This is a genomic window from Bradyrhizobium sp. 155, assembly GCF_023101105.1.
Lineage (GTDB): Bacteria > Pseudomonadota > Alphaproteobacteria > Rhizobiales > Xanthobacteraceae > Bradyrhizobium > Bradyrhizobium canariense_D.
This window is the reverse complement of record NZ_CP064704.1, coordinates 6,284,026-6,308,153: the sequence shown is the minus strand read 5'-3', so window position 1 is coordinate 6,308,153 and position 24,128 is coordinate 6,284,026. Positions and strand designations below refer to the sequence as shown.

Here is a 24,128-nt window from a genome sequence, read left to right as displayed (position 1 = left end):
TCTCGCGAACGTCCCGGTTTTTTGCACAATGCAAGACCGGCATACGCGGCTCGTTCGCCTGATGGGAGCCCAGTGACGGGAGAGTCTCACGCTGGGATCCATGAGAGCCCGGCGGTGAGACTCCGCCGGCCTACTCGCCAAGCCGTCTGCCCGGATGTGTGAGGGCAAAGCCAAATGGCCTCGCTACTCGACCACGATCCACGGCGATGTGGGTTTCCTGTGCAACCGGAAAAACGCCCTTCGTCAGCTACTCGTCAGCCAGCCTGTCTATCCAGACAGGCTACGCATTCTCGACTTGATCGGAGATGGAATATGACGGGCATTGGCCGATCTGGCAGATCGCGCATTGGGGATGCTGGAGCCGGATCGAGCAGTTCACGCTCGCACTCAAATCTAGCCCCTGGGGAAGGCAGTCAATCGTTCGATTCCGTCGTGGAGCGGATGCGCTCTGGGCCCCAAGATGGAGGGACGCCGTCCGCTAGCACGGCGCGCGGTGCCGACGATGCCCTTGGCGACAGGTCTTCCGGTCCCTCCGTTGGCCCAGATCGAATCCTAGGCGCTGCGGCACGTGCAGCCGCTGCGCCACGTGCAGTCACTGCACGGCGGCGCGGCTTTCCCTCAGTGTCGGAGGGTGGAGACACGGCACCGGTCGCCAGCCAGCCGCCAACTTCCGGTGTGGCAGTCCCCATTTCTTCGTCAGAGGAAGAAATCAACGCAACAAGGCGGCACATGGAGCGCCTGCGTGAGGAACTTGCCGCTTGCCGTCAGCCGGGCGAGGATGCCGAGCTGGAGGAGACGCTAGAGCTGATCGATCGGTTCGTCGAAGCAGGTTCGGCAGTTCTGGAGTACTACGCGAGGCTGCGCCCGGCCGTGGCGCCAAGCATTCTGTCCGACGCTGACGTCCGTCGATGCTGCTATGTCGTGCTCGATGCTGGGGGGAAAGCCAAATTGGTGGGCTCGGCGATTATCTCCGCCTTGCAAGACCGCAGAAAGAATTCGGCAGACCTGTTCCAGCGGATTTTCGCGAACGCTACCCCCGACCAGCTGAGCCGAGTGGCTTCCAGTATGGTGAAGGACCATATGCCTGTCATCGAGTGGTGGGGAAAGAAGCTGTTACGCTCGGAACGGATGGTGTCCGTCTGCGAGACCGCTGCCAACTTGCCAAGCACGACGGCCGAGATGCGGAAGCCCATCGAGGCCGCACTACGCCTGCATACCGGCTCGGCACTTTATGATGGGTGCTTGCATCTGGAATCGCGGATTAAGCTCGCGAAGCTTCTGATTGAGTCTCAGGCGAGCACGTTTGAACCAGTCGTGAGGGACGCCCTCATGGATGAGAAGGGGCGGGTGCGTCTGCTCGGGACCTATATCCAGGATGCTTTTCCGGCATTCAACTCGACGTGCAAAGCCGTTCTTAACGAGGACGGAGAACCACTCGACGCAGAGCACTGCGCCGTTCTGGAAGGAGCCATGGAACGGCATTCGGAATTTGCCTCAGGGGTGGAACGCATCGTTGCCAGCCTAAGGGATGCTAAAACGGATGCCGACCTTCCATTGGAACAATTGGACCAGATCGTGGAAGGTGCATGGGTCACCGCGCACCAAGTCACGCGACTTTTGGCAGTGCAGCCAAACAGGCAAGTGGAGCCGCCTGCCCAGACTGCGATATCGGAAAAGACCAACTTAGCGGCTGAGAACCACGCGGCGCGCAGGAAAGGGAAAGGCAAGCGCGCACCGGCCGCAGGCGAGGCGAGTTCAACTGCCAGGCTGCGCGAGCCGCAGCTCGCCAGGCCCGACGCTGCCACGGTTATCGTACTCTCGGATCTGGGTACGAAGAAACTCGCGAGTGCAGAGGAGGCGCGCGCGAGGGCGTCGTCATCGGCGACCAGGCACCTGGACATGTGGAAGGCTCCGCCCTCCAGGAACGCACTGACGGGATTACTCAAGCGATTGGACGAGCTGCTGCAGTTCGATCTGCCGGCTCAGCAAAGCGCCGTCTCGCAAGCGCGCCAGATGAAGCCCGAGGACGCCGACCACGTCGTGGATCTCGTCCTTAAACGCCTGCAGACGCAGACCATCGAGATTAAGACCTGTGTAGCCGCGCTGGAGGAGCCCCGCCGACGTGGCCTACTCACGCCTGCGCAAATGACCGAAGTGCACAACAAAATAGTCCGGCTTAAGGCGATGTTGTCCGAGGTTCAGGGACAGGCAAACTCAGTGAACGCGCAAAAGGCGGCGATCACGATCGATTGCATGAAGACCTATGCGTTTCCATCGCAGAAGTACCTTGAACAGTTGCGGGCGGCCGAAGAACTTGCGTCTGTGTATCCACCCCACGCATTGAAGATCGAGCCAACGACGCTGTTCGAGGTCGAGCTGCAGCCCAAGGCGCTGCGCAGTGGTAGGATGCCAAATCCGATGTGGGTGCACATCCATACCAAGCTGCCGGTACATGCCTTGCAGTTGGCGACGCTGGGCGTCGCCGACTTCGCCGCTTGCCACGTGAAGTCCAATGAACAGCGCGGCTACAATCGGCAATGGCAGAGCGCTCAAGCCCGCACGGGGCACAAGAACGTCGTGATCCACCGCGGCAAGCTCGCGCCTGCGTTCTGTAAGTCGTTGTTGAGCATCGCCTCCCTTCCCGAGGCGGAGCACGCGTCGATGCAGTTCGCGCGCCTCAGGATGTAGTTACCTGAGTGTCTCGCGCCAGAGCGTCGCTGTGCTGACACCATCAAGCAGACCGTATCACCGAGAGGAAATCCTCGATGCACTCGAAGCCCGCGCGGGCTCCTCGAACAGATCGACAACGGGTCCGACTGAAATTCGATCGGGAGCGTGGAGACCCCGACTTCCGTTCGCTTGAAAAACAGCATCGCGGCCCTTGTCGCCGCGCTTGCGATGGCCGGGTCCGAATAGCCTAGGATCCGGCTATGCTTCAGATCGTGAATGAAACAGTTTTGCGCATTTGTGTTCGAGATCCCATCGCCGATCGCTTCGTAAGTGTCTGCGGCGCCGTGCTTAGCGCCCTACCAATGATTGCGCTTCCCGGCCTGGAGCACCAGAATGCGGTGTAAAGAGACTCGGATCGATAACCAGCTCGGTTCTCTTGGTCGATTAGCCGTCACCTAAATGCAATGCGATCAGCTGCCCGTCGCCGGGGTTATGGTCCTTTCCGAGATCGCAAGCGCCTCATGATGATGTCCGGATGGGGTGGGTCATCCTCTGCAACGGCGGGCGGGCGAGCTCGCCACCAGTCGATTGACCGAGGTCACCACGACCACCGTCTCAGCGGGACATCGCCGGCCCGGCGGACCGGGCCAGAAACTTGCAAATTAAGGCCGGGCCGGCGCGTGGCCCCAGTCAAACGACGTGCCGTCGAGGGAAATGCAGTGGAGGATCACAGAGATATTGTGCGCAATGGCGACGTTGCCTTTTCATACCGACACGCTTCGCGAGCTTTATTCCCAAGGCCTCCGCGTTTCGCTGATGGTGAGCGGCGATTTCAGCGATGGTGAGCAGGCATTTCGCGCGATCGGCCGCGCTTTTGAGCTGATCTGCCGGCGCGTCAAACTTTTGTGAAATGCTCGGGCGAACTCGATGCAATGGTGAGCTCGCCATACCGAAGAAGGTCGGCAAAGGGAGCCGAATTCATTTTCCGCAGCTGACAATAGAAGGCTATCAGATCGAACGAGTTCGCCAGGCGAGCGCTGAAGCGCTGCGCAATGTTGACCTGGAAGGCGTCACCCGACAGATCAATCACGCGTTGTACAGCCGTGACGGCCTGGCCTGGTGTAAAGGAGGGGGCTGAGACTGTAACCAGCCCAACAAATTCTTCGACTGTTCGGCGAGCTCTCTCACGCCGGCGAACCGGATCCTGCTCCGGCCACCCGGTAGAAAGGACCAGCATTTGTCATGGCGGTAATCCAAGCTTATCACGCCTCGTAAAGATATAGGAGTGCCTGAGGCAAGCGATGCCTCCCGACGGTATCGTTCCAGCGTCCTGTTCAGCTCGTAGCCAAAAAAGGCGGCGGCGCCGCCCTGGAATGCCGGGAGATCGGCGCGACGGCCTTTCCGTTCTCGGCAAAATCCCGCACGCACGCCGGCTTGAGCTCGCTCGCAAGCGCAAGAGTGACCGGCTTGGCAACGAAATTGACGTGATCGTCTGCGGTGAATTCGAGGACGAAGTCGAACTCGAAGCCTATAAAGCGCACGAGCTTTACCAGGAGTCGATCCGGCAGTAGCTCTCGGAGCGGACTGACCTGAGCGAAGTCAATCCGCAACTTCGCGATGAACTTTGAGTAGATGCTTCCGTGGAGGTCATTAGCTTCGCGCGGATCGACGCTCGACGACTGGGGCAGAAGACACTCGATGTGCAGGAGATCGAGTGCGGCAACGCGGAAGAAGCTCTTCAGCTTGGCTCTGCCGGGGAGGCTATCGTCCCGCTCCGGAGGTAGTCGAGGCACCTCGGCCGCCCACCTTCGCCGATGCGGCGCTCGCCTATCTCAAGGCCGGCGGCGAGGCCAAGTTTCTGGGCAAGATCATCGAAGCCACTGGCGACCACGCCCTGCGCGACAAACCGCTCTCCAGCATCGACCAGATCGCAATCGACAACGCCGCGCGCGGCGTCTACCCTCTGGCGCCCGCTACTACGCTGAACCGCCAATTCTACACGCCCGTATCGGCCGTGCTTAAGCACGCCGGCATCGAACTGAAGATCCGCCGGCCCAAGGGCTGGCGCGGCAGCAAGGCCACCGAATGGCTCGAGCCGGACCAGGCCTTTGCCGTGATCCGCGAGGCCTATGCAATCGAGCCTGAGTTCGGCCTGTTCTGTCTCACGTTGCTCTACACAGGTATGCGGCTTGGGGATGTGACGGAAGAGGCCTTGCTACGCGGGCTGAAGCTGGACCAGGCGCTGCTTTATCTGGGCACCACAAAGAACAGCGAGCCCCGCCCGGTACACCTGCCACCGATCGTGGTGGAAGCGTTTCGAAAGGCGCCGCCCCGCCCCACCCGGCCCCGAAAGGCCGCCGGGACGGTATTGGCCAACGGTGCTGCCGGCCGAAACCGCATTGGTGCCGGTGAGCCGTTCCTCGACCGCCATGGCGATGAGCGGCTGTTCCGGTTCTGCAAAGGCGGCCGGCTCTACAAGATGCTCTACCTGGCGCTGGACCGCGCCGGCGTCGTGCTGCCGCGCCGCATGCGCGGCTTCCACATCTTCTGCCACACCTACGGCACCTGGATGCACCGCTACGGCGGGCTCGACACCTATGGGCTGACCCGCACCGGCCGATGGAAGGATCCTGACTCGGCTGATCGGTACAATCACACGATGGCGAGCGCGGAGGCGCGGCAGGCGGATCTGCTGCCGGTGCCGGATACTGCCCTTTCTAGAAGGAAGCGTGCTTAGGTCGCTTACGGATTTCATCAGCGAGGCCAGAATTGCGCCGCCATGACAGGAACGCGAGTAAAAGACAAATAGCGGTAAGCACGATGCAGGCCGGAAACGCCAGCAGATTACTGATATCGGCCTTGGATACAGGAGCGGCAGGAATCGTGGCGAGCTTCTCAAGCGCCGCGACAAAAGAGCCGATCAGGCCGAGCACCGCCCCCAAGCCTACGAAGCCGAGGGACCCAAGCAGCCCCGACTGCGGCTGGGTAAGTTGGTCAAGCTCGCGATCAAGAATCATGTGCCAATCCACAAAAGCAGGCATTGATATGCGAGCAGCAGGCGTATGCCCTTCGGCAATGCCTCCGGAAGTCGCTGACTGCTCGCTCATTTCTCTTTCCGCCCCTCCACCCATTGGTCATAATAATGCTTCGCGTGGGGACTGACGAATCCACAGTTGGTGCAGATCAAGATCGATATCTCGAAAATCGGCGAGTCCAGCGAAAAGCTGCCCTCCGCATTCTTCCCCCAAATCCCACCCCAAGGGGAAGGCTGGTTGTTCAACAACCAATTCGAGGTATTGCAGCGAGGACATTTGTTCGAGACGCCCTTGGCGTCCAGAAACTGCGCAAAAAGTTGAGCGTCCGGATTAGAGGCCATCACAGAAGATTGCCAGAGTCGCAACCAATGCTCAACAAGGTGGGTGAACCGGGGAAATCGCGGGGAATGCCCGATCAGATAAAAATCCATCAACAATTACAATGGCTGGTAGCGCCTTCACACGGGAGAGGTCCAAGGTTCGATCCCTTGTGCGGCCACCACCAATCCCTCTGATATTATAGGCGTATTCGCCCTTTGTGGTTTGCTGGCTTTCGGCAGTTACCGGCACTAGATGGCAGAACGAAGCTGCAACACCCGGGGGAAATCCGGGGAATATGTTCATGCGCTGTTCTGGCCATCAAGTAGCGCGCTGCTCCTCCTTATCATCCCATTCCAATTCAGAGAGCACTTCCGCTTTGAAGTGCTGAAGTGCTCCCCAAAACTAGGCCAGCTGATGCTGGAATTTTCCGGGGTTTTGAAGTGCTCCCCAAAACTAGGCCAGCTGATGCTGGAATTTTCCGGGGTTTAGCTCATGCCGGCGGGGGCGCCGATGAGCCATTCAACAGCGATATCGGCGCCTTGTTGCCGATCGCGCTATGGCGCTGAAAAGCTTTCCGTGCTCGGCCAAGAGCCGCCGCACCGCGTCCTCTGCTTCTTTTTTGGAAGCACAACGCTCATGAAAAGAGGCGCTGGTATCGGCCGTTCGACGGACAGCGTCCCAATGCAGAATAGAAACCACGGCATACCAAGCGCCTCGTCCAGTGCGGCGTCTGACAAGAAGCTCATGATAACGATCGGCGGCCTGCGCCACAGCGAGCCAGAACGGTCCGTCCACGTCACTCTTGGCGTTCTGTCGGGATTCATGCGCAACCCCCTTCAGGGACGGTTCGCTCAACCAGGTCAGCTTGTTGTCGATACTCGAGATGCCGGTTTGAATTTCTCGCAGCGCCTCGCGCGCGTCAAAAGTGATTTGCGGAGATTTGGGTACTGTCCCCTTCGCCCTTTCCACCTTGGATGCAGCCACGCGCTTACGGCCCCAGATGTCATCAGCGATCAGATCGAGATCCTCTTTGGACAACGTCCAGCGATTCTCGCGCTCCCATTTCTCTCGATTGAGCTTTGGAGCGAGGTTGACGACTTTGCTAGGCGGTTTTCGAAGAGCTTCTTGCAGTGCGAGACCTGTATTGAGAGCCGCAAATCCTGAGGCGACGAGGCCCTCGCGAACTTGTCCACGCTCATCAAATCTCAGAAAGGTGCCTTCTGCCTGCTGGATACGGAGCGGCTTTCCGTCCTCCACCTCCAGAATTACATCAGCAACCTTTTGTTTTGTGCCGGCATATTGCGGCATGGCATCCTGGGCATGCACCAGCGCCATCATCAGGCGCTGCGAAATGCGCTTTAGCCCGTCTTCGGCAAAGAGGTAAAATCTAACGGAAAGGGCCATGTGCAAGCTTCATCAAAAGAGAGCCATGGTTTAACAAGTTATCGACAGGCGCAAGCCTCTGGAGCTCGGAAATTTCCGACGAGCCTAATGCGTGCCCCCATCCAAGGTCTTGCTTGACGATCCCGTAGTAGATTTCAACCAACTTCCAGCCAGCTGTAGCGGCTTGGCCAGAATGCAAATTAGAGTTACGCACCAAGCTTCACCGACCAAGCTCTTCGACTTGGCCAAGGCCCTGTTCTGCTCTTCCCACGAAGACCCGCGCAGCCATCAGCCCTCCTAAGAGGCTACGGCCAAGTCGATCACCCGGATACCGAGCGAGCGCTCTGGCTCTACACCCTTTTTCATCGAATCAGCATGAGTTCGGGGCCGCCCAACATCGCAACCGTTCGAAAGTCAGTTGCGGGTCAAAATACGAAGAACTGAACGTGAGCAAATCTGGCCTGCCATGCCTCAATAAGCGGACCTCGTGGAGCGATGCTGCCACTTCGTCGAAGGGCCGATTTTGTTGCAAAAGTCGGTTGAGACAAGTCACGAACCGTGATTCCGTTGTGTTGACGCGAATCTCGGCGAGGTCGATCCATGATGGGCCGTCTGAAGAGTGACCAAGGTCAACTGTTCTACGAGTTTCGTCTTGGCGACGCGATACCCGAAGATCATCTGGTGCGGAAGATCGATGCTGCTCTCGATCTGTCCTGGCTTCGCGGTGAACTAGCATCTCACTATTCGTCGATGGGGCGCCCGTCGATTGATCCGGAACTGATGATCCGGATGCTGGTCGTGGGGTATTTCTTTGCGATCCGCTCGGAACGGCTGATCTGCCGTGAAGTGCAGGTGAACCTCGCCTATCGCTGGTTCTGCAAGCTTGGTATCGAGGACGCTATCCCGGATCATTCGGCATTTTCGCGCGCCCGCAACGAGCGCTTCCGTGATGGAGATGTTCTCCGCCGCGTGTTCGAACGGATTGTCGAGACATGCATTGCCGCCGGTCTGGTTGGTGGCGAAGGATTTGCAGTCGATGCGAGCCTGATTGCGGCCGACGCGAACAAGCAGCGCTCGATCGCAGGTCAGGACTGGCGCAGGGATCGCGATCCGGCCAGGTCCAGCCGCGCGGTGAAGGAGTATTTGGCAACCCTCGACGATCCGGCGTGGGGCGCCGCCAGCGATGTCATCCCGAAGTTTGTCTCGCCATCCGATCCGGCAGCGCAGTGGACCGGCGCTCACAAGGGGCCGGCATTCTTCGCGTACTCCGACAACTATCTCATCGACGTGAAGTTCGGCGTCATCGTGGATGTCGAGGCCTCCCGCGCCATTCGCCAGGCCGAGGTCGGTGCAGCAAAAACCATGATCGAACGAACCGAGGAGCGCTTTGGTCTCAAGCCAGAGCGACTTGTCGGGGATACCGCTTACGGAGCGGCTCCGATGCTGAACTGGCTGGTCGAGGAGAAGGGCATCGCGCCGCATATCCCTGTGTTCGATAAGTCGAAGCGGGATGATGGCACCTTCTCGCGGAGCGACTTTCGATATGACCCAACCGGGGACGTTTACCACTGCCCGGGTGGTAAGCGGCTTGGGACGAGCGGTACCGTGCACGAGGGCAAGACCCTTCTGTATCGTGCCAGCAAGCTCGACTGCGATGTATGCCCGCTCAAACCGCAGTGCTGCCCAAAGGAACCATCACGCAAGATCCCGCGCGATATCCATGAGCATGCCCGAGACGTTGCCCGGTCGTTCGCTGGCACCGAGGGCTTCGAGCTCTCTCGGCGTCAGCGCAAGAAGATCGAGATGAGGTTCGCACACTTGAAGCGCATCCTGAAGCTTGGTCGGCTCCGATTGCGAGGCCCGCAAGGTGCCCAGGATGAGTTTGTTCTAGCCGCCATCGCTCAGAATCTGAGGCGGTTTGCATCGCTGGTCGCACGACCGCCGCCGGCTCAGGTTCTGCGCATCGCGTAGCGTAGCGTCAAAGTTGCGTAAAATGCGTCAGGGCCAGCGCTTCAAAGCGCGGCTCAACAAAAGGCCCAGCGGCCAAATCCATTGCAGCCAACTTTTGCAACAAAATCGGCCAATAGGAGACATCGGTTAGGTGGAATCCTGTTCGATCTGATGTACAATCGCCCAGGTTTGGATTCTAAGCCATGGTGCAAGAACGGCCAGTCCGGGTCGAACGCAGATTGTCAGCGATATTGGCGGCCGACGTGGCTGGCTATTCGCGGCTAATGCATACCGATGAAGAGCCTACGCATGCCAAATTTGCCGCGCTCTTGGCGGACGCTGTCAACCCAGCAATCACCGAACACCGGGGCCGCATCGTGAAGAATACCGGCGACGGGTTCTTGGCAGAATTTTCGAGCGCCGTCCAAGCGGTGCGGGCTGCCGTACAATTTCAAACGCTCATCAAGGAACTTACAATAGGTGACGCCGACGAAACACGTATTGCTTTCCGCGTAGGCATCAATATTGGCGACGTCATCGTCGAGCCCCACGATATCTTTGGAGACGGCGTCAACAAAGCGGTAAGGCTGGAGAGCATTGCAGAGCCGGGTGGCATATGCGTGTCGGCTTCTGTCTACGAACACGTCCGAGGCAAGGTCGACGCTGAGTTCGCCGATATGGGCGAACAACATCTCAAGAACATCGCCAACCCTGTCCGGGCTTATGCGATGATCCGGGATGGAGATAAGTTGGCATCAGAGACTAGGCGCACAAGACAGGCCCCGGTTTCGCCACCTCATTTTTCCGTCGTTGTGTTGCCTTTTACCAACCTCAGCGGTGATGCCGAGCAGGACTACTTCGTAGATGGCGTGACCGAGAGCCTGACCACGGATTTGTCGCGCATTAGAGGCTCGTTCGTCATTGGCCGACGCACAGCATTCACCTACAGAGGAAAGGTCGCTGACCTCAAACAGATCGGTCGCGAACTGAAGGTCCGGTACGCACTCGAAGGTTCCATACAGCGTGACCGCACCCGGCTGCGAGTGAACGTGCAGCTTGTCGATACCGAAACAGGTAGTCACCTCTGGGCTGACCGATTCGACAAATCTATCGCTGACCTGCTCGACATGCAGGACGAGATCGTTGCGCGGCTGGCGAACACAGTAAATGCCCAGCTGATTGAGGCTGAGGCACGGCGAGCGGAAAACACGCCGAACCCCGACGCCATGGATCTGATTTTCCGAGGCCGCCATTCATTCAATGAGGGCCTTACGTCTAGATCCCTGACACAAGCTCGCCTTTGTTTCGAGCGGGCATTGGCGATCGACGCTGAAAACATTGACGCGACGGTCTGGATGGCGGCGGTCGATGTGACATCCTCATCGATTTTTTTGATCGACGACCTATCTCTTCGGCTAGCAGCCGCAGAGACGATACTCCTAGAGGCGCTGTCCCATGCACCGAATCATCCCTTTGCACATTTGCTCCTAGGGATCGTCTTGATGCATACGAACCGCGCGCTTCAAGGCCTGACAGAGTGCGAGCGAGCGTTGGAATTGGATCGCAATTTTGCTGACGCCCACGCGATGATTGGTCTCGCTAAGTATATGATGGGCTGCGGCGCAGAGACCGAGGCTCACGTAAATCAAGCATTGCGCCTCTCTCCTCGTGACATCCTTGCCTACCGATGGCTGTCGCCAGTCGGGTTTTCCAAGTTGCAGATCGGAGCAGATAACGAAGCAGTCAGCTGGTTCCTTCGCGGTATCGAAGTCAACCGAAATTATCCCCTCGTACATTTTGGGCTTGCGGCTGCTCTCGCCTTACTTGGCAAGCTGAACGACGCGTACGCCGCTGCGAAAGCAGGGCAAGCGCTCGATCCCACATTTACTATTCGTCGGGTGCAGAGCATCTCAATGGGCAATAGTGCGGTGTATCTCGAGGGAAGTAGGCGCATCCTGAAAGGGCTGCGCGTGGCCGGCGTACCGGAGGAATGATGTCCGACTTGGGTCAAAGGCGGCGGTCCGCACCGGAGGCGATGACTTCTGCTCGCCCCTGAGTCCCGGCCTGCCTGTGCACTGCGCCAGCCGACGCGATGGGCCACAAAGCTGACGTACGTTCGGGACGCCCCCGTCACTGGCCGGTCTCGTTCTGTCTTCGGATCAGGGACATATCCGAGACGCGGGCAGTGATCGGCAATCCATGCTGCCTAAGAACACTCCATCCGGCCCATAGCCCGATGAGGCCGAAGAGACTGGCCGCAGGAAGAACCCAGGTCATTCGTCTGGCGCCCAGCGTAGCGGCCATCGTCGCGCAAAACACAGCGACCAAGATGGCAGGAACGACGTATGGCCAGTTCCCTACAACTCGGTCAAACCCTCTTCGGGCGATGAGCAACACTGCAACCAACCCGAAGCCACTCATGCCCAAGAGGAGGACATTCCCGCCAACGTCGAGCGCCAGGCTCGCCCCGTGCTCTGGCATGGATCGGCCCCCCAGCACGTGTTCGTAAAATCGAACGCCTGAAGCATAGGTCAGAAGAAGACAGAACAGCCCGAATACGAAGCCGATCGTCTTGAAGAGAGATCTTGCCGCTTGTACTTCCATGCTGGGCACCCTTTCAGCTCTGCTCAACGTTCCTTGAGGCGTTCAATCAAAGCCCGACTTTGGGTAGAGCGCACTGGTGAATTTCCCGCTCAAGTCTCTGGTTAAGCCCTGGTTGCCGCAATCGCTTAGAAGCGTCGGAGAACGACAGCCCACAGTACCGGTCGCAAGATCACCCCAACACCATCTCACTTCTGCAATGGGTCGGTCTGTCTAGCGCTGCTGCAAACCTCCGGTCTGTCCTCTTGAGCGGACATGCACCGACGCCGCATCAACGGACGCGAAGGGGCCAACAGCGGACCAACGTTGGGATGCCCGATCTCAGGCGAATACTCTGCGGCGGTGGCGAATGCTGGAGGGCGAGCGCCCATAGAGTTCGCGAAAGACGGCGTTGAATCGGCGCACACTGCCAAAGCCAGCTCGGTAGGCGATCTGGGCCAATGGTTCAGTCGTATCGTCAAGGAGGCGCTTCGCCCGCTGTACACGCCTGGTCTTCGCGACCTGTTGGGGGCTGGCCCCGACGTACCGCTCGAACAGACGCGCAAGGTGGCGCGAGCTTACCCCGAGCCGATCGGCCAGTGAGGCAACCGAAGCGTCATCTAACGCGCCACCATCGATCAATTTCAAGGCCCGCGCGACTGTCGAACGCGTGCCATTCCAGGCAGCACAGAAGGGCGCGGTCTCCGGACGGCAACGCAGGCAAGGCCGGTATCCCGCAGCCTCGGCGGCCGCCGCAGTTTGATAGTAGGCCACGTTACGGGTCAACGGCTGCTTCACTGGGCAAACTGGGCGGCAGTAGATCCCCGTGGTCTTCACTGCCGTGTAGAAACGGCCGTCATAGCGCGGATCGCGCTGCAAGCGCGCGGTGTTGCATACCTCAAAACTGAGCATGACTCATTTTACCGCAGGCCGCAGCCAGAAGAATAGCCCTGAGATGATCAGGTCCGATTCCGGCCAGCGATATCGGTGCGCCCTTCTTATAGAGAAGGTCCAACTTCGCTGAGCACTTGGAGAAGCAAAAATGAACAGCACGAATCCTAAAGAGATCGTCATCAATGCCTGGAAGACTTTTAAAACCCGTGATGCGCAGTTGATCGCGGAGCTGTTTACTCCCGATGCCGAATGGATCGCACCGGCTGGAAATGCCACGGCGGTCGCTCTCAAGCACACCGACCACATGATTGGACCGGACCAAATCGCACACTTTATTGCCTCGGAAATGCATCATCTGTTCTCGAACGTCGACATCTCGTTTCGGGGCATTCATGCCGATGGCGATACTGTGATCGTCGAGGAGCGAATGCGAGCCACTCTTCCTGGAGGCAAGCCCTACGAGAATGACTATTGCTTCGCTTTTGTCCTTTCCGGCGAGCGGATCAAGCTGGTTCGCGAATACATGGACACCCGAAAGGGCTGGCAGATGATTTTCGAGCCACTTTGAAGGCCGCTTTGGGTGAGCACAATCACGAGGGCCCCGGCATCCGCCAAGTCACCTCCGGCTACATGACTTACGTCTTGCCGGATAAGACTGTAGTTTACGCCCCGGGCGATTTCTTCTTTGAATCTGGGGATATAAACCACACCGTTTTTAACAAGACGGATACACCTATGGTGCACGTGCTCTTCGAAATACTGCCGGTTAACCTGAATGGTCCTTCGCTGATTCCGGTCAGGCATCATTAGAACGTCGTTCGCCTGTGACGTGGGCTCGGAAGTGAGAGCTTGGCCGCTGCGAGCGGGACTGTCCATTTGATCCCTAGATGGAACATCCGGACCGCCGTCAAGGTGGCGTGCACCCGGCAGCTCGGCACGCTTCCCACCGCCGTCTCGCATATCGGTGGTTGTTGCCCTGCGCAAAAGAATGACCGCCTATGGCGCTTAGCCAAAGTGCCGATCATCAGATTTGTGATGTCCGATACCGTCCTTAGCGGGCTCTAGCAATTCGCTCCGTTGAAGGGAGTGATCGGCGCGTGCCCCGAGGGAGTAACGCGCTACAAAAGTAAGACAGTAACGTTGGCAGTTTATTTTACGAGACGCCGCACCGAAATTCGCTCTATGATGTGCGTTCGGAAAAATTTCTACCTGATTTGCGCTGACTGAGTTCGTTTCCAATCTGGGGTTGATTGCCATGCGCCCCATCCAAAGTGAGCACATTGCTGCGCTATTCAAACTGCACGCCCAACAGCTTGAATCCCTTCGCATCGATCCCGAGATCGAGAAGGAATATTCGAACATCCTTCTTTTGAGAGAGAAGATAAAGCTGGCGACCGATCAGAAGAAGGTGAGCTGCTGCCGGTTTGATGGACACCGGGTTAAGCTAATCCCACCTTGCGCTCGAACTCAACAGGGCTGAGGTAACCGATCGTCGAGTGACGTCGGGTCGTGTTGTACAACGACGTTTGAGAACGCCCACAGGACCGTTCTTCGCGAGGTTCTTTATCGGCATCATCCTTGGTTTGGGCGCCGAGTTTGCGTTCATGGGGCCATCGACAAGGCCGACGATGTCGTTTTTCGCTGCACCCTGGACGGATCGCAAGCAGACCGTTGGCTGGAAGTTCCCGCATGGATGTTCGACCGGACGGCATGCCATGACGCCGGGTTTCTGACAGCTCAGCCGCTTGTTAGGATCGATGCACTTGCGGCGCTTTCTGCGCTTCTCGATGTAGCGTTGAAGGATCGAACGCCATCAGCTGCCCCGCTTTCTGGCGCATCCAGAGGCTCTCACGGCCAGAATCGGGGAGCGACTCATGTCAAGCCAGACGGCAATGCCAGGGAGCGGATACCGACACAATCAACGACCGCGGCCGCAGCAGCAGATGGATCTGTTCGGGAGCGGCCTGTCGAACGGCGCCATCGGCGCGCCGGCATGGTCGGAGCTGCCGGCGGAAGCGCAGGCGGCCCTTATGAGTCTGATGACGCAGTTGATCCTCGACCATGCTGCGACGACGGCGACGCCGCGCGCGAAGGAGGTCGGTCATGACTTCTGACAAGGTCAGGCCTCATCATCTCGAGCGCAAGGCGCTTCTTTACGTGCGTCAATCCTCAGCGCATCAGGTGTTGCACAATCGCGAGAGCAGTGCGTTGCAGTACGCCATGCGGGACCGGCTGACGGCGCTCGGGTGGTCAGAGATTGAAGTGATCGATGATGATCTCGGTCGTTCAGCCGCCGGCGGGGTACAACGCGCCGGTTTCGAGCGGATGGTAGCGGAGGTTTGCCTCGGTAAGGTTGGCGCGGTTTGCGCCCGCGAGGTCTCGCGCTTCGCTCGCAACAGCCGGGATTGGCAGCAACTCATCGAGATGTGTCGTGTGGTCGATACCGTCCTGGTCGATCAGGAGACGATCTATGCACCGAGGCACGGTAACGACCGCCTGCTGCTCGGGCTCAAGGGCAGCCTCAACGAGTACGAGCTGGATCTGTTGCGCCAGCGCTCGCTCTCGGCCCGCTACGAGAAGGCGCGCCGGGGCGAGTTGGTTGTGGCGGCGCCCGTCGGCTTCGTGAAGGCCGGCGACCATTATGAGAAAGATCCGGATGGGCGTGTCCAGGAAGCGATCAAGCTGGTGTTCGACAAGGTCGAGGAACTGGGCAGCGCGCGACAGGCGCTCTGCTGGCTCCACGAGTACAATCTCGATCTGCCGGTGAAGCAGACCAGCGGCGACACGGCCTGGCGGCGACCAAGCTACTCCGCCATCCACCGGATCATTGAGAACCCGGTCTACGGCGGCGCCTATGCCTATGGTAAGACGGCTGTGGCGGCGGGATACAGCGCCGCAGGCGTGAGCGTGAAGATCCGCCGCAAGGCGCGGAACGAATGGCTGGCGCTGAAGCCCAACACCCACGAAGGGTATGTGAGCTGGGAGAGGTTCGAGGCGATCCGCACTATGGTCAGCAGCAACATTCCCACCGGCCGGCATCACGGCGCGCCCAAGCATGGTGACGGGCTGCTGGCCGGCCTGATCCGGTGCAAGCGCTGCGGCCGCAAGCTCACACTCCGATACTCCGGCATGAAGCACCATATCCCGCGCTACAGCTGCAGCCGCGCCTGGATGGACAATGGTGGCCCTCACTGCATCGGCTTCGGCGGACTGCGCGTCGATGATGCAGTCGAGGAAGCGCTGCTTGGCGTCGTCGGTCCGGGCGCTATCGCCGCTGCAACCGCGGCCGCCAAGGAAGCCAGGGAACGGCGGGATCAGGTGCGCGATGCTCTCAGTCGCGACCTCGAAGCGGCGCGCTATGCCGCCGACCGGGCCTTCCGGCAGTACGATGCCGCTGACCCCGCGAACCGGCTGGTGGCGGGCGAGCTTGAAGCGATATAGCGCGACAATCTGGATGGGAAGCGCGCGACAATCAGGATGGCGAGTCGGTGTCGCGGCGAGGTGATGATTGCCGCGATGATTGTCGCGCGCAAGAGTTTTGTTCGCTCTGATTGTCGCGGAGCGTCAATCAGCGAGTGTTTTTGGTGTCGCGTGCGAGGATGGTCGCCCTGGACCACGCTTCCGCTCGAGCGCGGTGCGCCTGCGATAGCTTTCGACGTTCATCTCGACGATGGTGGCGTGGTGAACGAGGCGATCGATGGCGGCGAGCGTCATAGCAGGATCCGGGAAGACCCTGTTCCACTCTCCAAAGGGCTGATTGGCGGTGATCAGCATGGAACGCCGCTCGTAGCGAGCGCTGATGAGCTCGAACAGCACGCTGGTCTCGGCCTGGTCCTTGGTGACGTAGGCAAGATCATCGCAGATCAGGAGGTCGAAGCGGTCGAGGCGGTTAATGGCGGCCTCGAGATTGAGCTCGCGCCGCGCCACCTGGAGCTTCTGGACGAGATCGGTGGTGCGGGTGAAGAGGACGCGCCATCCGTTCTCGATAAGGGCCAGGCCGATGGCTGCCGCCAAGTGACTCTTGCCGCCGCCGGGCGGGCCGAACAGCAGCAGATTGGCGCCCTTGCCGAGCCAACCATCGCCGGCGGCGAGCGCGGTCACCTGTGCCTTGGAGATCATCGGCACAGCCTCGAAGTCGAAGTTGTCGAAGGTCTTTCCAGCGGGCAGCCGCGCCTCGACGAGATGGCGCTCGACGCGGCGGCGGCCGCGTTCGGCGATCTCGTGCTCGGCAATGGTGGCGAGGAAGCGGGCCGCCGGCCAGCCTTCCTTGTCGGACTGCTCGGCAAATTGCGGCCACAGCACCTTGATGGCTGGCAGCCGCAACTCGTTGAGCAATAGATTGAGGCGCGCGGTGTCAATGGTATTGGCCGTGCTCATGCGGCACCTCCGATCTCGCCGGCACCGATGAGGCACTCATAGGTGGCGAGCGGTGCGAGCTGCACCACGACGTGCGGCACGCAGGCCGGATCGGGAGAGAAGTAAGCGCGCAGCCGGTTGAGGTCGGGCAGTCGGCCGGCATCAAGCTCGGTCGCGAGCTGATCGGCGAGTTCGGCCTCGCAGCCGCGCTCATGGGCCAGTGCGAGCAGATCGACCATGATCCGGCAGGCTTTCCTGTCCGGCAGCCGTTCGCGCAAGCAATCGAAGGTTCGGCAATAGGCATCGCGCGGGAACAGCCGATCACGGTAGACGAGATTGAGCAGCGCCATTGGCTTGCGCCGCAAGGAATGGATCACGTGCCGATAATCGACGACCTGGTCGTGCTTGCCGTTGGAATGCGGCCGCCCACGCGGCAGGGTGACGAGATGGGTGCCGCCGACGAACACGTCGAGACGATCGTCGTAAAGGCGCACCCGCAGTTGGTGCCCGATCAAACGCGACGGCACGGTGTAGAACACCTTGCGCAAGGTGAAGCCGCCGCTTGACGTCACGCGGACAATCACCTCCTCGTAGTCCGAGGTGCGGCGATCTGGCAACGCCTGCAGGGTGGCGCGCTCGTGGTCGATCCGCTTGGAGTTGCGGGCATTACGGCGGCTGACGATCTCGTCGATGAAGCCGCGATAGGCGGCGAGATCATCGAAGTCGGCAGTGCCGCGCAACAGCAGCGCATCGGCGATCGTGCGCTTGAGATGGCCATGCGAGCTTTCGATCGCCCCGTTCTCGTGGGCGATGCCGCGATTGTTGCGGGAAGGCCGCATGCCGTAGTGGGCGCAGAGGTCCTCGTACCGCCTGGTCAGATCGTCCCTCGCATTGCGATCGAGATTGCAGAAGGCGGCCGACAGGCTGTCGGTCCGATGCTCCCGCGGTGCCCCACCGAGCGACCACAGGGCATTCTGCAGCCCTTCGGCCAATGCGACGAAGCTCTCGCCACCGAGCACGACATCGGCGTGTTCAAACCCGCAATAGGCCAACCGGAAGTGATACAGGCGATGATCGAGCGGCACGCCAGCGATGGCGACCCCAAGCTCGCCCATATCGGTGAAGTCGGACAGGCCGACCTGGCCCACTTCGTGGGTCTGGCGGAAGATGACCTCCTGCTCCTCGCCGTGGATCGCCCGCCAGGCGCGGATCCGGCGCTCGAGCGTGCGGCGGATTCCAGCCCCCAGCTCAGGATGGCGTCGGAGCATCTCCTCGAAGATGGCCACGGGCCGCACGCCGGGAGCCGCCTTCAGCATCGGCACGACCTCCAGGCCGAAGACGTTGGCCAAGGGATCCGGCCGCCGCCTTTGCCGCGGTGTCTTCTTTTGCGACGGAAGGCGCAGATCCTTCTCGAGCCGATAAGCGGTCGACGAACTGAACGACGCCTTCGCGGCCGCCTCTGGCGGCGAATTGGTTTGACGGAACTTCATGTAGAGCCTCATCTGGTGATCGGTGACATGGCAGCCTGGCAACGGGTGATTCCTCTTTGGCGAGAAGAACCATCCATCACCGGCCAGCCGCGATCACCAGACGGCGCGGTCCGCTCGGATCGCGCCGTCGCCGGGCTCGTAACTCCGGTCGGGCTACGCCCTCCCTGCGTCACGAGCCCGGCGAAGCTCTCTCATCCTGATTGACGCTGCACTTCCATCCTGATTGCCGCGCCGCAAAGCGCGCTGGAACAGGGCGCTCGCTCACGCGGCGGAGGTCGAGGGCAAGATCGCAATGCATGAGGCGGCGACGCCCGCCCCCATTGCCGATCCAGCTTCGCTCGGCGTTCTAGCCTCGAACCTCAAAGCGGTCTGGGATGCGCCGACGACGGATGCTCGCCTCAAGAAGCGCGTTGTGCGCACCCTCATCCATGAGGTCGTGGCCGATATCGACGATGCGGCCTCCGAGATCGTCCTCATCGTCCACTGGGTCGGCGGCGTTCACAGCGAGATACGCCTGCCCAAGCGCCGGCGCGGGCAGCGTAACAGCACCTCCGCCAACATCATCGAGGCTGTGCGCCGACTGGTGCTGATCGCCAGCGACGATCTGATCGCCGGCCTCCTCAACCGCAACGGCCTCGAGACCGGTAACGGCAATCGCTGGACGCGCGAGCGTGTTACCTCGCTGCGCTCGAACTATCGCATCCCGGTGTTCAAGCCCGCCGAGGACGGCATCGAGCACTGGCTAAACCTCAGCAACGCCGCCAAGCTCCTGAAGATCGCGCCCAAGACGCTCCGGCTGGCCGCTGAAGCCGGTGAAATCGAAGCCATCCATCCTCTGTCGGATGGTCCTTGGATCTTCGCCCGCAGCTCGCTGATAACAACTGCTGCTCGATCTATCGCCGAACGAGCGCGACAGAACCCAAGATACCCCACGGGATCGAATCCCAATCAGCAAAGTCTTTTCTCTTCAACAACATAGACAGATGGGTGTTCTGATGCGCGGTTGTAGAACCGCTCGATGTAATCGAACACATCTGCTCTGGCCTCGTTCCTGGTGCGATAGGTTTTGCCCTCGGTGCGTTCGGTTTTCAGCGACGAGAAGAAGCTCTCCATCGCCGCGTTGTCCCAGACGTTGCCGGACCGACTCATGCTGCAGACGATGCCGCTATCAGCCATCAAGCGCTGGAACTGCTCGCTGACGACTGGGCGGATTCAAGCGGTCGTCGCAACACCTGAACGAAGGAGGTTGCGATGGGCATTCGAAAGCGACGATCACACCGCTCTCGACGAGCACCGTTGGCGTCACCGGGACGGCCGCCGGTAGCGGGGCGATCTGAACTCCAGCGATTCTGGTTGGGGATCGTGCAGGGAATGACCAGCGAGGATGCTGCATTAACGGCTGGTATGTCGCAGCCTGTCGGAACCAGATTGTTCCGACAGGCAGGCGGCATGGCACCAGCGATGTTCAGATCTTCAACCCAGCCGCGGTCCGGGCGGTACCTCTCGTTTGCGGAACGTGAGGAGATCGCACTTCTTCGCGTTCAGGGCCTTTCGAGACGCGAGATCGGACGCCGACTTGGCCGATCCGCCTCGACCATCTCCCGTGAGCTACGACGCAATGCCGCGACGCGCAGCGGCGGCCTGGAGTATCGTGCATCGACAGCCCAATGGCACGCCGAGCGATCGGCCCGTCGGCCCAAACCGACTAAGCTTGCGCTCAACACAACGTTGCGCACTTATCTGGAGCAGCGACTGGCCGGCGTGGTCATGACCCCGAGTGGCGCTGCCGTTCCTGGTCCCGCCGTTCCGTGGAAGGGCCGCCGGCATGGCCCGCGAAAGGATCGGCGATGGGCCAGGGCTTGGAGCCCGGAGCAGATTGCCCGACGCTTGCCGATCGACTTCCCGGACGACAAGACGATGCGCATCAGCCACGAAGCCATCTATCAAGCTCTCTTCGTTCAGGGTCGGGGAGCGCTACGCCGCGAACTGTCAGCCTGCTTGCGAACGGGGCGCGTATTGCGGGTCCCCAGGGCGCGCGTACGCAGGCGAGGCAAGAGCTTTGTCTCGCCGGAGATCATGATCAGCCAACGCCCCGCCGAAGCGGCCGATCGCGCGGTGCCGGGCCACTGGGAGGGAGACCTCATCCTTGGTCTTGGCAGCTCGGCGATCGGCACGCTGGTTGAGCGGACAACACGCTTCACGATGTTGCTGCATCTTCCCCGGCTTGCGGGGCATGGCGAAGCTCCACGCATGAAGAATGGCCCTGCTCTCGCGGGACACGGAGCTGAAGCCGTGCGCGACGCGATTACGCGCACCATCATCACCTTGCCCGAAGAGATGCGTCGTTCGCTGACCTGGGATCAGGGAGCGGAAATGGCTCAGCACGATCGTCTCAAGATCGACGCGGGCGTCCAAGTCTACTTCTGCGATCCGCAAAGCCCCTGGCAGCGTGGCACCAACGAGAACACCAATGGGCTGCTGCGTCAGTACTTCCCGAAAGGCACCGACCTGAGCGTCCACAGCGCCGACGACATCGCCGCCGTGGCCGCGGCCCTCAATGCTCGACCGAGAAAAACTTTGGGTTGGAAAACGCCAGCAGAGGCGCTTGACGAGTTGCTGTCATGAGTGGAACACATTCGGTGTTGCGACAACCGCTTGAATCCGCCCTGGCTGCCGCGATCGGAATGATGCATCAGGGCATCCGGCTTGCCGCGCCGCCAGACCGCCATCAACAGGGCGTCCGCAACCAACTGGGCGGTCATGCTGGCGCTCATCGACCAGCCGACCACCCGGCGCGAGAACAGGTCGATCACCGCCGACACATAGAGCCAGCCCTCAGCCGTCCAGATGTAGGTGAAGTCGGCGACCCACTTCTGGTTCGGGCGCTCGGCCTCGAACTGCCGATCCAGAAGGTTCGACGCCACGTTCGCAATCTGGCGATGGCCTGCGTCCTTCGGCAGACGCCGGTGTCGTGGCCGCGCCCGCAGGGCCTGCAGGCGCATCAGCCGTTCGACCCGGTGCAGGCCGCATTCGACGCCGTCCGCCAGAAGGTCTCGCCAGACGCGCCGCGCGCCGTAAGTCCGGTCACTGGCAAGGAAGCTGACCTTGACCTGCTGGCCTACGGTCTCGTCGCTTCGGGATCTGGCGCTGGGCGATCGGTTCAGCCAGGCATGAAAGCCCGACCGCGACACGCCCATCGCTTCGCATAGCCATGCCACCGGCCAGATGCCCCGGTGCTTCGCGATGAAGCCGAACTTCATGTCGCTTCCTTCGCGAAGTATTAGGATATCCCGCTCCGCCTTCAGCTTGTTGACCTCGCGCCGCAGCCGCTCGATCTCCAATTGCTCAGGCTTCATTTGCCCGTGGCCGGGGAACGACTGCGCAGCGTCGAAGCCGAACTCCTTCACCCATTTGCGCAGCACGTTCTCATGAACGCCCAGGTCTCGGCCAGCTTGCGCCACAGATACCCCGCGCTCCCTGACGAGCTTGACCGCCTCGATCTTGAACTCTCGACTGAACTTCCGTCTCTGCATGACCCACCTCTGGCTCGATAAAACACCCAATCTTGGTGTCCATCAAACCGGCAGCAGCTCAGCCCCATTGTTGAGGTACAGAGTGCGGCCAGGATAGAACGATGGATTGAGCAGCGTGTGGAACCCCGGGCGCCAAGTCTTTCGACGTCATGCGCTGGATGCCGCCGACGACGCCGGCATAACCTTGCAGCATGTTAGTTCCGAAACTTTCCCAATCGAAAGAGATTGTCGCGGACGCTGCGGCGATATTCGGGTTTGAGCGAGCGGCCCCCGCGAAGAAACGGTTCCCCTTCATCTGGATCGTGCCGACAAAATCGGAGGCGGCGCTGATGAAGCTGCCGACGTCTGTACCGATAGACCCGTAGCACATGCTGCACATTAACGCGCCAAACAGTGGAGACGAAACGGCATCAGGGTTCGCTATGCTCGCAAGTGTACTGCTCTCAACGAGAACGTTCGTCATTTGGGCGTTGCCGTAGGCGTTGCCATAGGTCGGGCTAGCAATCGCCTCTATCCGCACAGCTGCCCCGCTGGTGCCTGCGATGACAATCTCGCCGCCCGTATTTTGCACGCCCCCGCCGACCAGACGGATGGCGTAGGGTGTCACCGCCGGGAAAAGCGTGTTGTTGATGTAGAGAACGCTGTCGTGAAGGTTGACGACAGCCTGATAGCCAGTGACGGTAAGACCGCCAGCATTCAAATAGCTATACCCGACCTTGAACGAGTTCTCGCTAAACGTCGTCGCATCTGGCTTCGAGACATCGCCGAACTGTGCCATGTTCTTACAGCCAGCGATTGCCGCAAAGAATAGTCCTGGATTGTACTGAGCGGCATTGGCACCTGTGCCCCAAAACTTGAACCCATTCGCTACGCCGGCTTCTCCGCTACAGTTTAGCGAAATATTGCCGTCGATAACGATACCGACCGAGTCCTTGATTTCAAGCAGTGCATTGGCAACAGAGCCTGCTTTCGCAATTAGTCCACCTCTGCCATTCATGCAAGGCGCTGAAACAGTATCGATAATAATTGTCGTTAATGTATAAATTCTATTGAATTGGAAACACCTTCCCTGAGCTGCGGCGTAGTTGATCGCCGCCTGCACATTCATCGTATCGTCGGTCGTGCCGCACGTCCCGAAATCCTCACACGACACGGGTATCTTGCGGAGCTGCGCCTGGATTGTCTGCGATGCTGGGGATGTATTCGCAGCTGTGTACGGCTGCAATTGAGCTGACGAGGGCGCCGATCCGCAATCCTGAAGCAACCCTGTAGTGCCACTGAAGCACGCAAGATTGCCGCTGATGACCGGCGCGGTCGGCATGATCGAGTTGATCAGGTCATTCTGAAACGTCCGGACGCCCGAAGGGGTGATCTGGCGGGTGGACTGATCCGGGAAGGTCGTGCCGACTTCTGTGTTGAGTTGCGCCTTAGTCTTTTGACCGAATGCGGGGGCGGCTAAGACCAGCGAGGCGACGCAGAGCGATCCGATGACGAACTTGAACGAGTCACCGAACATCAGCGGCCCCGATCGAATGCGAGGCCAAACGAAACGTCAAAGGCGCCTTCGGACTTGTCCCCGCCGAACAGCGCGACAGCGCCAATGACGATGAGTGAGCCAAGCGCGACCGCGCGGGCGAAATTGGCAAGCATGTCAGGCTGCCCCTCGCTCGACTTCGATTCCATCAGCGCGAAGGCGATCGAGAACAGCAGCACGCACGTAGTCAGAACGCGACTGAGCGCGCCTATCGGCCGCACGATCTACGGCTTCGGTGAAATATTCGGGAGCGCAAATCTGGAGTAGGGCGCTGAAACGCGCCGAACGGACGTGCGACATTGGCCACCTAGCGGTGTTTGAATCGGGTTTCGATTTCCGATTGCCAGGGTCGGTTTTCTTTTTGCCGGTCCCCCAAATGGGG

General features: G+C 60.2%; 20 protein-coding genes and 5 pseudogenes. 11 read left to right on the top strand and 14 right to left on the bottom strand.

Annotated elements, in window-relative coordinates; genetic code table 11:
- Window positions 1–312: 312 nt before the first annotated feature.
- A complete protein-coding gene (locus IVA93_RS30370) occupies window positions 313–2,688 on the top strand; it encodes a T3SS effector XopP-like protein (RefSeq protein ID WP_524536838.1) in 2,376 nt (791 codons plus the stop codon).
- Between the two features lie 644 nt (window positions 2,689–3,332).
- Here IVA93_RS30370 and IVA93_RS41265 read toward each other — a convergent pair.
- A pseudogene (locus IVA93_RS41265) lies at window positions 3,333–3,474 on the bottom strand (IS110 family RNA-guided transposase); the annotation flags it as partial.
- Window positions 3,475–3,565: 91 nt separating this feature from the next.
- A complete protein-coding gene (locus tag IVA93_RS30360; protein WP_247335419.1) occupies window positions 3,566–3,760 on the bottom strand; it encodes a chorismate-binding protein in 195 nt (64 codons plus the stop codon).
- A gap of 211 nt (window positions 3,761–3,971) precedes the next feature.
- Here IVA93_RS30360 and IVA93_RS30355 point away from each other — a divergent pair, with 211 nt between their 5' ends.
- Window positions 3,972–4,241: a Dabb family protein gene (locus tag IVA93_RS30355; protein ID WP_524536837.1), complete on the top strand. Its 270-nt coding sequence runs from the start codon at window positions 3,972–3,974 to the stop codon at window positions 4,239–4,241.
- Between the two features lie 143 nt (window positions 4,242–4,384).
- Window positions 4,385–5,407 carry a site-specific integrase gene (locus IVA93_RS30350; protein ID WP_247368943.1) on the top strand — a complete coding sequence of 341 codons (1,023 nt, stop codon included), beginning with the start codon at window positions 4,385–4,387 and terminating at the stop codon, window positions 5,405–5,407.
- Here the strand turns inward: IVA93_RS30350 and IVA93_RS30345 are convergent.
- The 3 genes from IVA93_RS30345 to IVA93_RS30335 form a co-directional block, all read right to left on the bottom strand.
- Window positions 5,388–5,777, bottom strand: a complete 390-nt coding sequence (locus IVA93_RS30345; protein WP_247336284.1) for a hypothetical protein — start codon at window positions 5,775–5,777, stop codon at window positions 5,388–5,390. The two genes, IVA93_RS30350 and IVA93_RS30345, sit on opposite strands and share 20 nt — an antisense overlap.
- Complete coding sequence (locus IVA93_RS30340; protein WP_247336287.1) at window positions 5,774–6,136, bottom strand: hypothetical protein; 363 nt, start codon at window positions 6,134–6,136, stop codon at window positions 5,774–5,776. Before IVA93_RS30340 ends, IVA93_RS30345 begins: the two co-directional genes overlap by 4 nt.
- Window positions 6,137–6,545: 409 nt before the next feature.
- Window positions 6,546–7,430, bottom strand: coding sequence for a hypothetical protein (locus tag IVA93_RS30335; RefSeq protein ID WP_247789306.1), 885 nt, complete (start codon window positions 7,428–7,430; stop codon window positions 6,546–6,548).
- Window positions 7,431–8,009: 579 nt separating this feature from the next.
- Between IVA93_RS30335 and IVA93_RS30330 the strand changes: the two genes are divergently transcribed.
- Together IVA93_RS30330 and IVA93_RS30325 are read left to right on the top strand one after the other, a co-directional pair.
- A complete protein-coding gene (locus tag IVA93_RS30330) occupies window positions 8,010–9,380 on the top strand; it encodes a transposase (protein WP_247789305.1) in 1,371 nt (456 codons plus the stop codon).
- A 182-nt stretch (window positions 9,381–9,562) separates the two neighbouring features.
- Window positions 9,563–11,353 (top strand): adenylate/guanylate cyclase domain-containing protein, encoded by a 1,791-nt coding sequence (locus tag IVA93_RS30325; protein WP_247338440.1) that lies wholly within the window; start codon window positions 9,563–9,565, stop codon window positions 11,351–11,353.
- A 136-nt stretch (window positions 11,354–11,489) separates the two neighbouring features.
- On the opposite strand, the gene IVA93_RS30320 is transcribed toward IVA93_RS30325, so the two are convergent.
- On the bottom strand, window positions 11,490–11,963 hold the full coding sequence (locus IVA93_RS30320) for a hypothetical protein (protein WP_247338441.1): 474 nt from the start codon (window positions 11,961–11,963) through the stop codon (window positions 11,490–11,492).
- A gap of 318 nt (window positions 11,964–12,281) precedes the next feature.
- Window positions 12,282–12,851, bottom strand: coding sequence for a bifunctional transcriptional activator/DNA repair enzyme AdaA (locus tag IVA93_RS30315; RefSeq protein WP_247789304.1), 570 nt, complete (start codon window positions 12,849–12,851; stop codon window positions 12,282–12,284).
- Window positions 12,852–12,981: 130 nt separating this feature from the next.
- Here IVA93_RS30315 and IVA93_RS30310 point away from each other — a divergent pair, with 130 nt between their 5' ends.
- Together IVA93_RS30310 and IVA93_RS30305 are read left to right on the top strand one after the other, a co-directional pair.
- A complete protein-coding gene (locus IVA93_RS30310; protein ID WP_247412624.1) occupies window positions 12,982–13,401 on the top strand; it encodes a nuclear transport factor 2 family protein in 420 nt (139 codons plus the stop codon).
- Window positions 13,305–13,643, top strand: coding sequence for a cupin domain-containing protein (locus IVA93_RS30305; protein WP_346771672.1), 339 nt, complete (start codon window positions 13,305–13,307; stop codon window positions 13,641–13,643). The genes IVA93_RS30310 and IVA93_RS30305 overlap by 97 nt, the downstream gene beginning before the upstream one ends.
- Window positions 13,644–14,121: 478 nt before the next feature.
- Here the strand turns inward: IVA93_RS30305 and IVA93_RS30300 are convergent, their stop codons facing one another.
- Window positions 14,122–14,268, bottom strand: a complete 147-nt coding sequence (locus tag IVA93_RS30300; protein ID WP_247338444.1) for a hypothetical protein — start codon at window positions 14,266–14,268, stop codon at window positions 14,122–14,124.
- Between the two features lie 508 nt (window positions 14,269–14,776).
- Here IVA93_RS30300 and IVA93_RS30295 point away from each other — a divergent pair.
- On the top strand, window positions 14,777–14,947 hold the full coding sequence (locus IVA93_RS30295) for a hypothetical protein (protein ID WP_247293539.1): 171 nt from the start codon (window positions 14,777–14,779) through the stop codon (window positions 14,945–14,947).
- Window positions 14,937–16,268, top strand: a pseudogene (locus IVA93_RS30290) (recombinase family protein); the annotation flags it as partial. The gene IVA93_RS30295 and the pseudogene IVA93_RS30290, both read left to right, overlap by 11 nt.
- A 129-nt stretch (window positions 16,269–16,397) precedes the next feature.
- Here IVA93_RS30290 and istB read toward each other — a convergent pair.
- Together istB and istA are read right to left on the bottom strand one after the other, a co-directional pair.
- Complete coding sequence (gene istB, locus IVA93_RS30285) at window positions 16,398–17,210, bottom strand: IS21-like element ISBj11 family helper ATPase IstB (RefSeq protein WP_247300139.1); 813 nt, start codon at window positions 17,208–17,210, stop codon at window positions 16,398–16,400.
- Window positions 17,207–18,721, bottom strand: coding sequence for an IS21 family transposase (gene istA, locus IVA93_RS30280; RefSeq protein ID WP_524536836.1), 1,515 nt, complete (start codon window positions 18,719–18,721; stop codon window positions 17,207–17,209). Before istA ends, istB begins: the two co-directional genes overlap by 4 nt.
- Before the next feature lie 250 nt (window positions 18,722–18,971).
- Here istA and IVA93_RS30275 point away from each other — a divergent pair, with 250 nt between their 5' ends.
- The gene (locus tag IVA93_RS30275) at window positions 18,972–19,658 is read left to right on the top strand and encodes a MerR family transcriptional regulator (protein WP_247766882.1); all 687 of its coding nucleotides are present in this window, start codon (window positions 18,972–18,974) and stop codon (window positions 19,656–19,658) included.
- Here the strand turns inward: IVA93_RS30275 and IVA93_RS30270 are convergent.
- Window positions 19,628–19,876, bottom strand: a pseudogene (locus IVA93_RS30270) (IS3 family transposase); the annotation flags it as partial. The gene IVA93_RS30275 and the pseudogene IVA93_RS30270 overlap by 31 nt on opposite strands.
- A gap of 54 nt (window positions 19,877–19,930) precedes the next feature.
- On the opposite strand from IVA93_RS30270, the pseudogene IVA93_RS30265 reads away from it, so the two are divergent.
- A pseudogene (locus tag IVA93_RS30265) lies at window positions 19,931–21,338 on the top strand (IS30 family transposase).
- Window positions 21,339–21,345: 7 nt separating this feature from the next.
- Here the strand turns inward: IVA93_RS30265 and IVA93_RS30260 are convergent.
- The 3 genes and pseudogenes from IVA93_RS30260 to IVA93_RS30250 all read right to left on the bottom strand — a co-directional run.
- A pseudogene (locus IVA93_RS30260) lies at window positions 21,346–22,212 on the bottom strand (IS3 family transposase); the annotation flags it as partial.
- 58 nt (window positions 22,213–22,270) lie between these two features.
- Entirely contained in the window at window positions 22,271–23,728 is a 1,458-nt protein-coding gene (locus IVA93_RS30255; RefSeq protein WP_247789303.1) for a hypothetical protein, read from the bottom strand.
- Entirely contained in the window at window positions 23,728–23,925 is a 198-nt protein-coding gene (locus IVA93_RS30250; RefSeq protein WP_247371227.1) for a hypothetical protein, read from the bottom strand. Before IVA93_RS30250 ends, IVA93_RS30255 begins: the two co-directional genes overlap by 1 nt.
- Window positions 23,926–24,128 lie beyond the last annotated feature (203 nt).

Coding starts and splice junctions, on each gene's coding strand:
- IVA93_RS30310 (WP_247412624.1), top strand. CDS start 12,982: ATGAACAGCACGAATCCTAAAGAGATCGTCATCAATGCCTGGAAGACT.
- IVA93_RS30325 (WP_247338440.1), top strand. CDS start 9,563: ATGGTGCAAGAACGGCCAGTCCGGGTCGAACGCAGATTGTCAGCGATA.
- IVA93_RS30355 (WP_524536837.1), top strand. CDS start 3,972: ATGCCTCCCGACGGTATCGTTCCAGCGTCCTGTTCAGCTCGTAGCCAA.
- istB (WP_247300139.1), bottom strand. CDS start 17,210: ATGAGCACGGCCAATACCATTGACACCGCGCGCCTCAATCTATTGCTC.
- IVA93_RS30345 (WP_247336284.1), bottom strand. CDS start 5,777: ATGAGCGAGCAGTCAGCGACTTCCGGAGGCATTGCCGAAGGGCATACG.
- IVA93_RS30370 (WP_524536838.1), top strand. CDS start 313: ATGACGGGCATTGGCCGATCTGGCAGATCGCGCATTGGGGATGCTGGA.
- IVA93_RS30255 (WP_247789303.1), bottom strand. CDS start 23,728: ATGTTCGGTGACTCGTTCAAGTTCGTCATCGGATCGCTCTGCGTCGCC.
- IVA93_RS30335 (WP_247789306.1), bottom strand. CDS start 7,430: ATGGCCCTTTCCGTTAGATTTTACCTCTTTGCCGAAGACGGGCTAAAG.
- IVA93_RS30340 (WP_247336287.1), bottom strand. CDS start 6,136: ATGGATTTTTATCTGATCGGGCATTCCCCGCGATTTCCCCGGTTCACC.
- IVA93_RS30315 (WP_247789304.1), bottom strand. CDS start 12,851: ATGCTCAGTTTTGAGGTATGCAACACCGCGCGCTTGCAGCGCGATCCG.
- IVA93_RS30295 (WP_247293539.1), top strand. CDS start 14,777: ATGGATCTGTTCGGGAGCGGCCTGTCGAACGGCGCCATCGGCGCGCCG.
- IVA93_RS30275 (WP_247766882.1), top strand. CDS start 18,972: ATGCATGAGGCGGCGACGCCCGCCCCCATTGCCGATCCAGCTTCGCTC.
- IVA93_RS30320 (WP_247338441.1), bottom strand. CDS start 11,963: ATGGAAGTACAAGCGGCAAGATCTCTCTTCAAGACGATCGGCTTCGTA.
- IVA93_RS30330 (WP_247789305.1), top strand. CDS start 8,010: ATGATGGGCCGTCTGAAGAGTGACCAAGGTCAACTGTTCTACGAGTTT.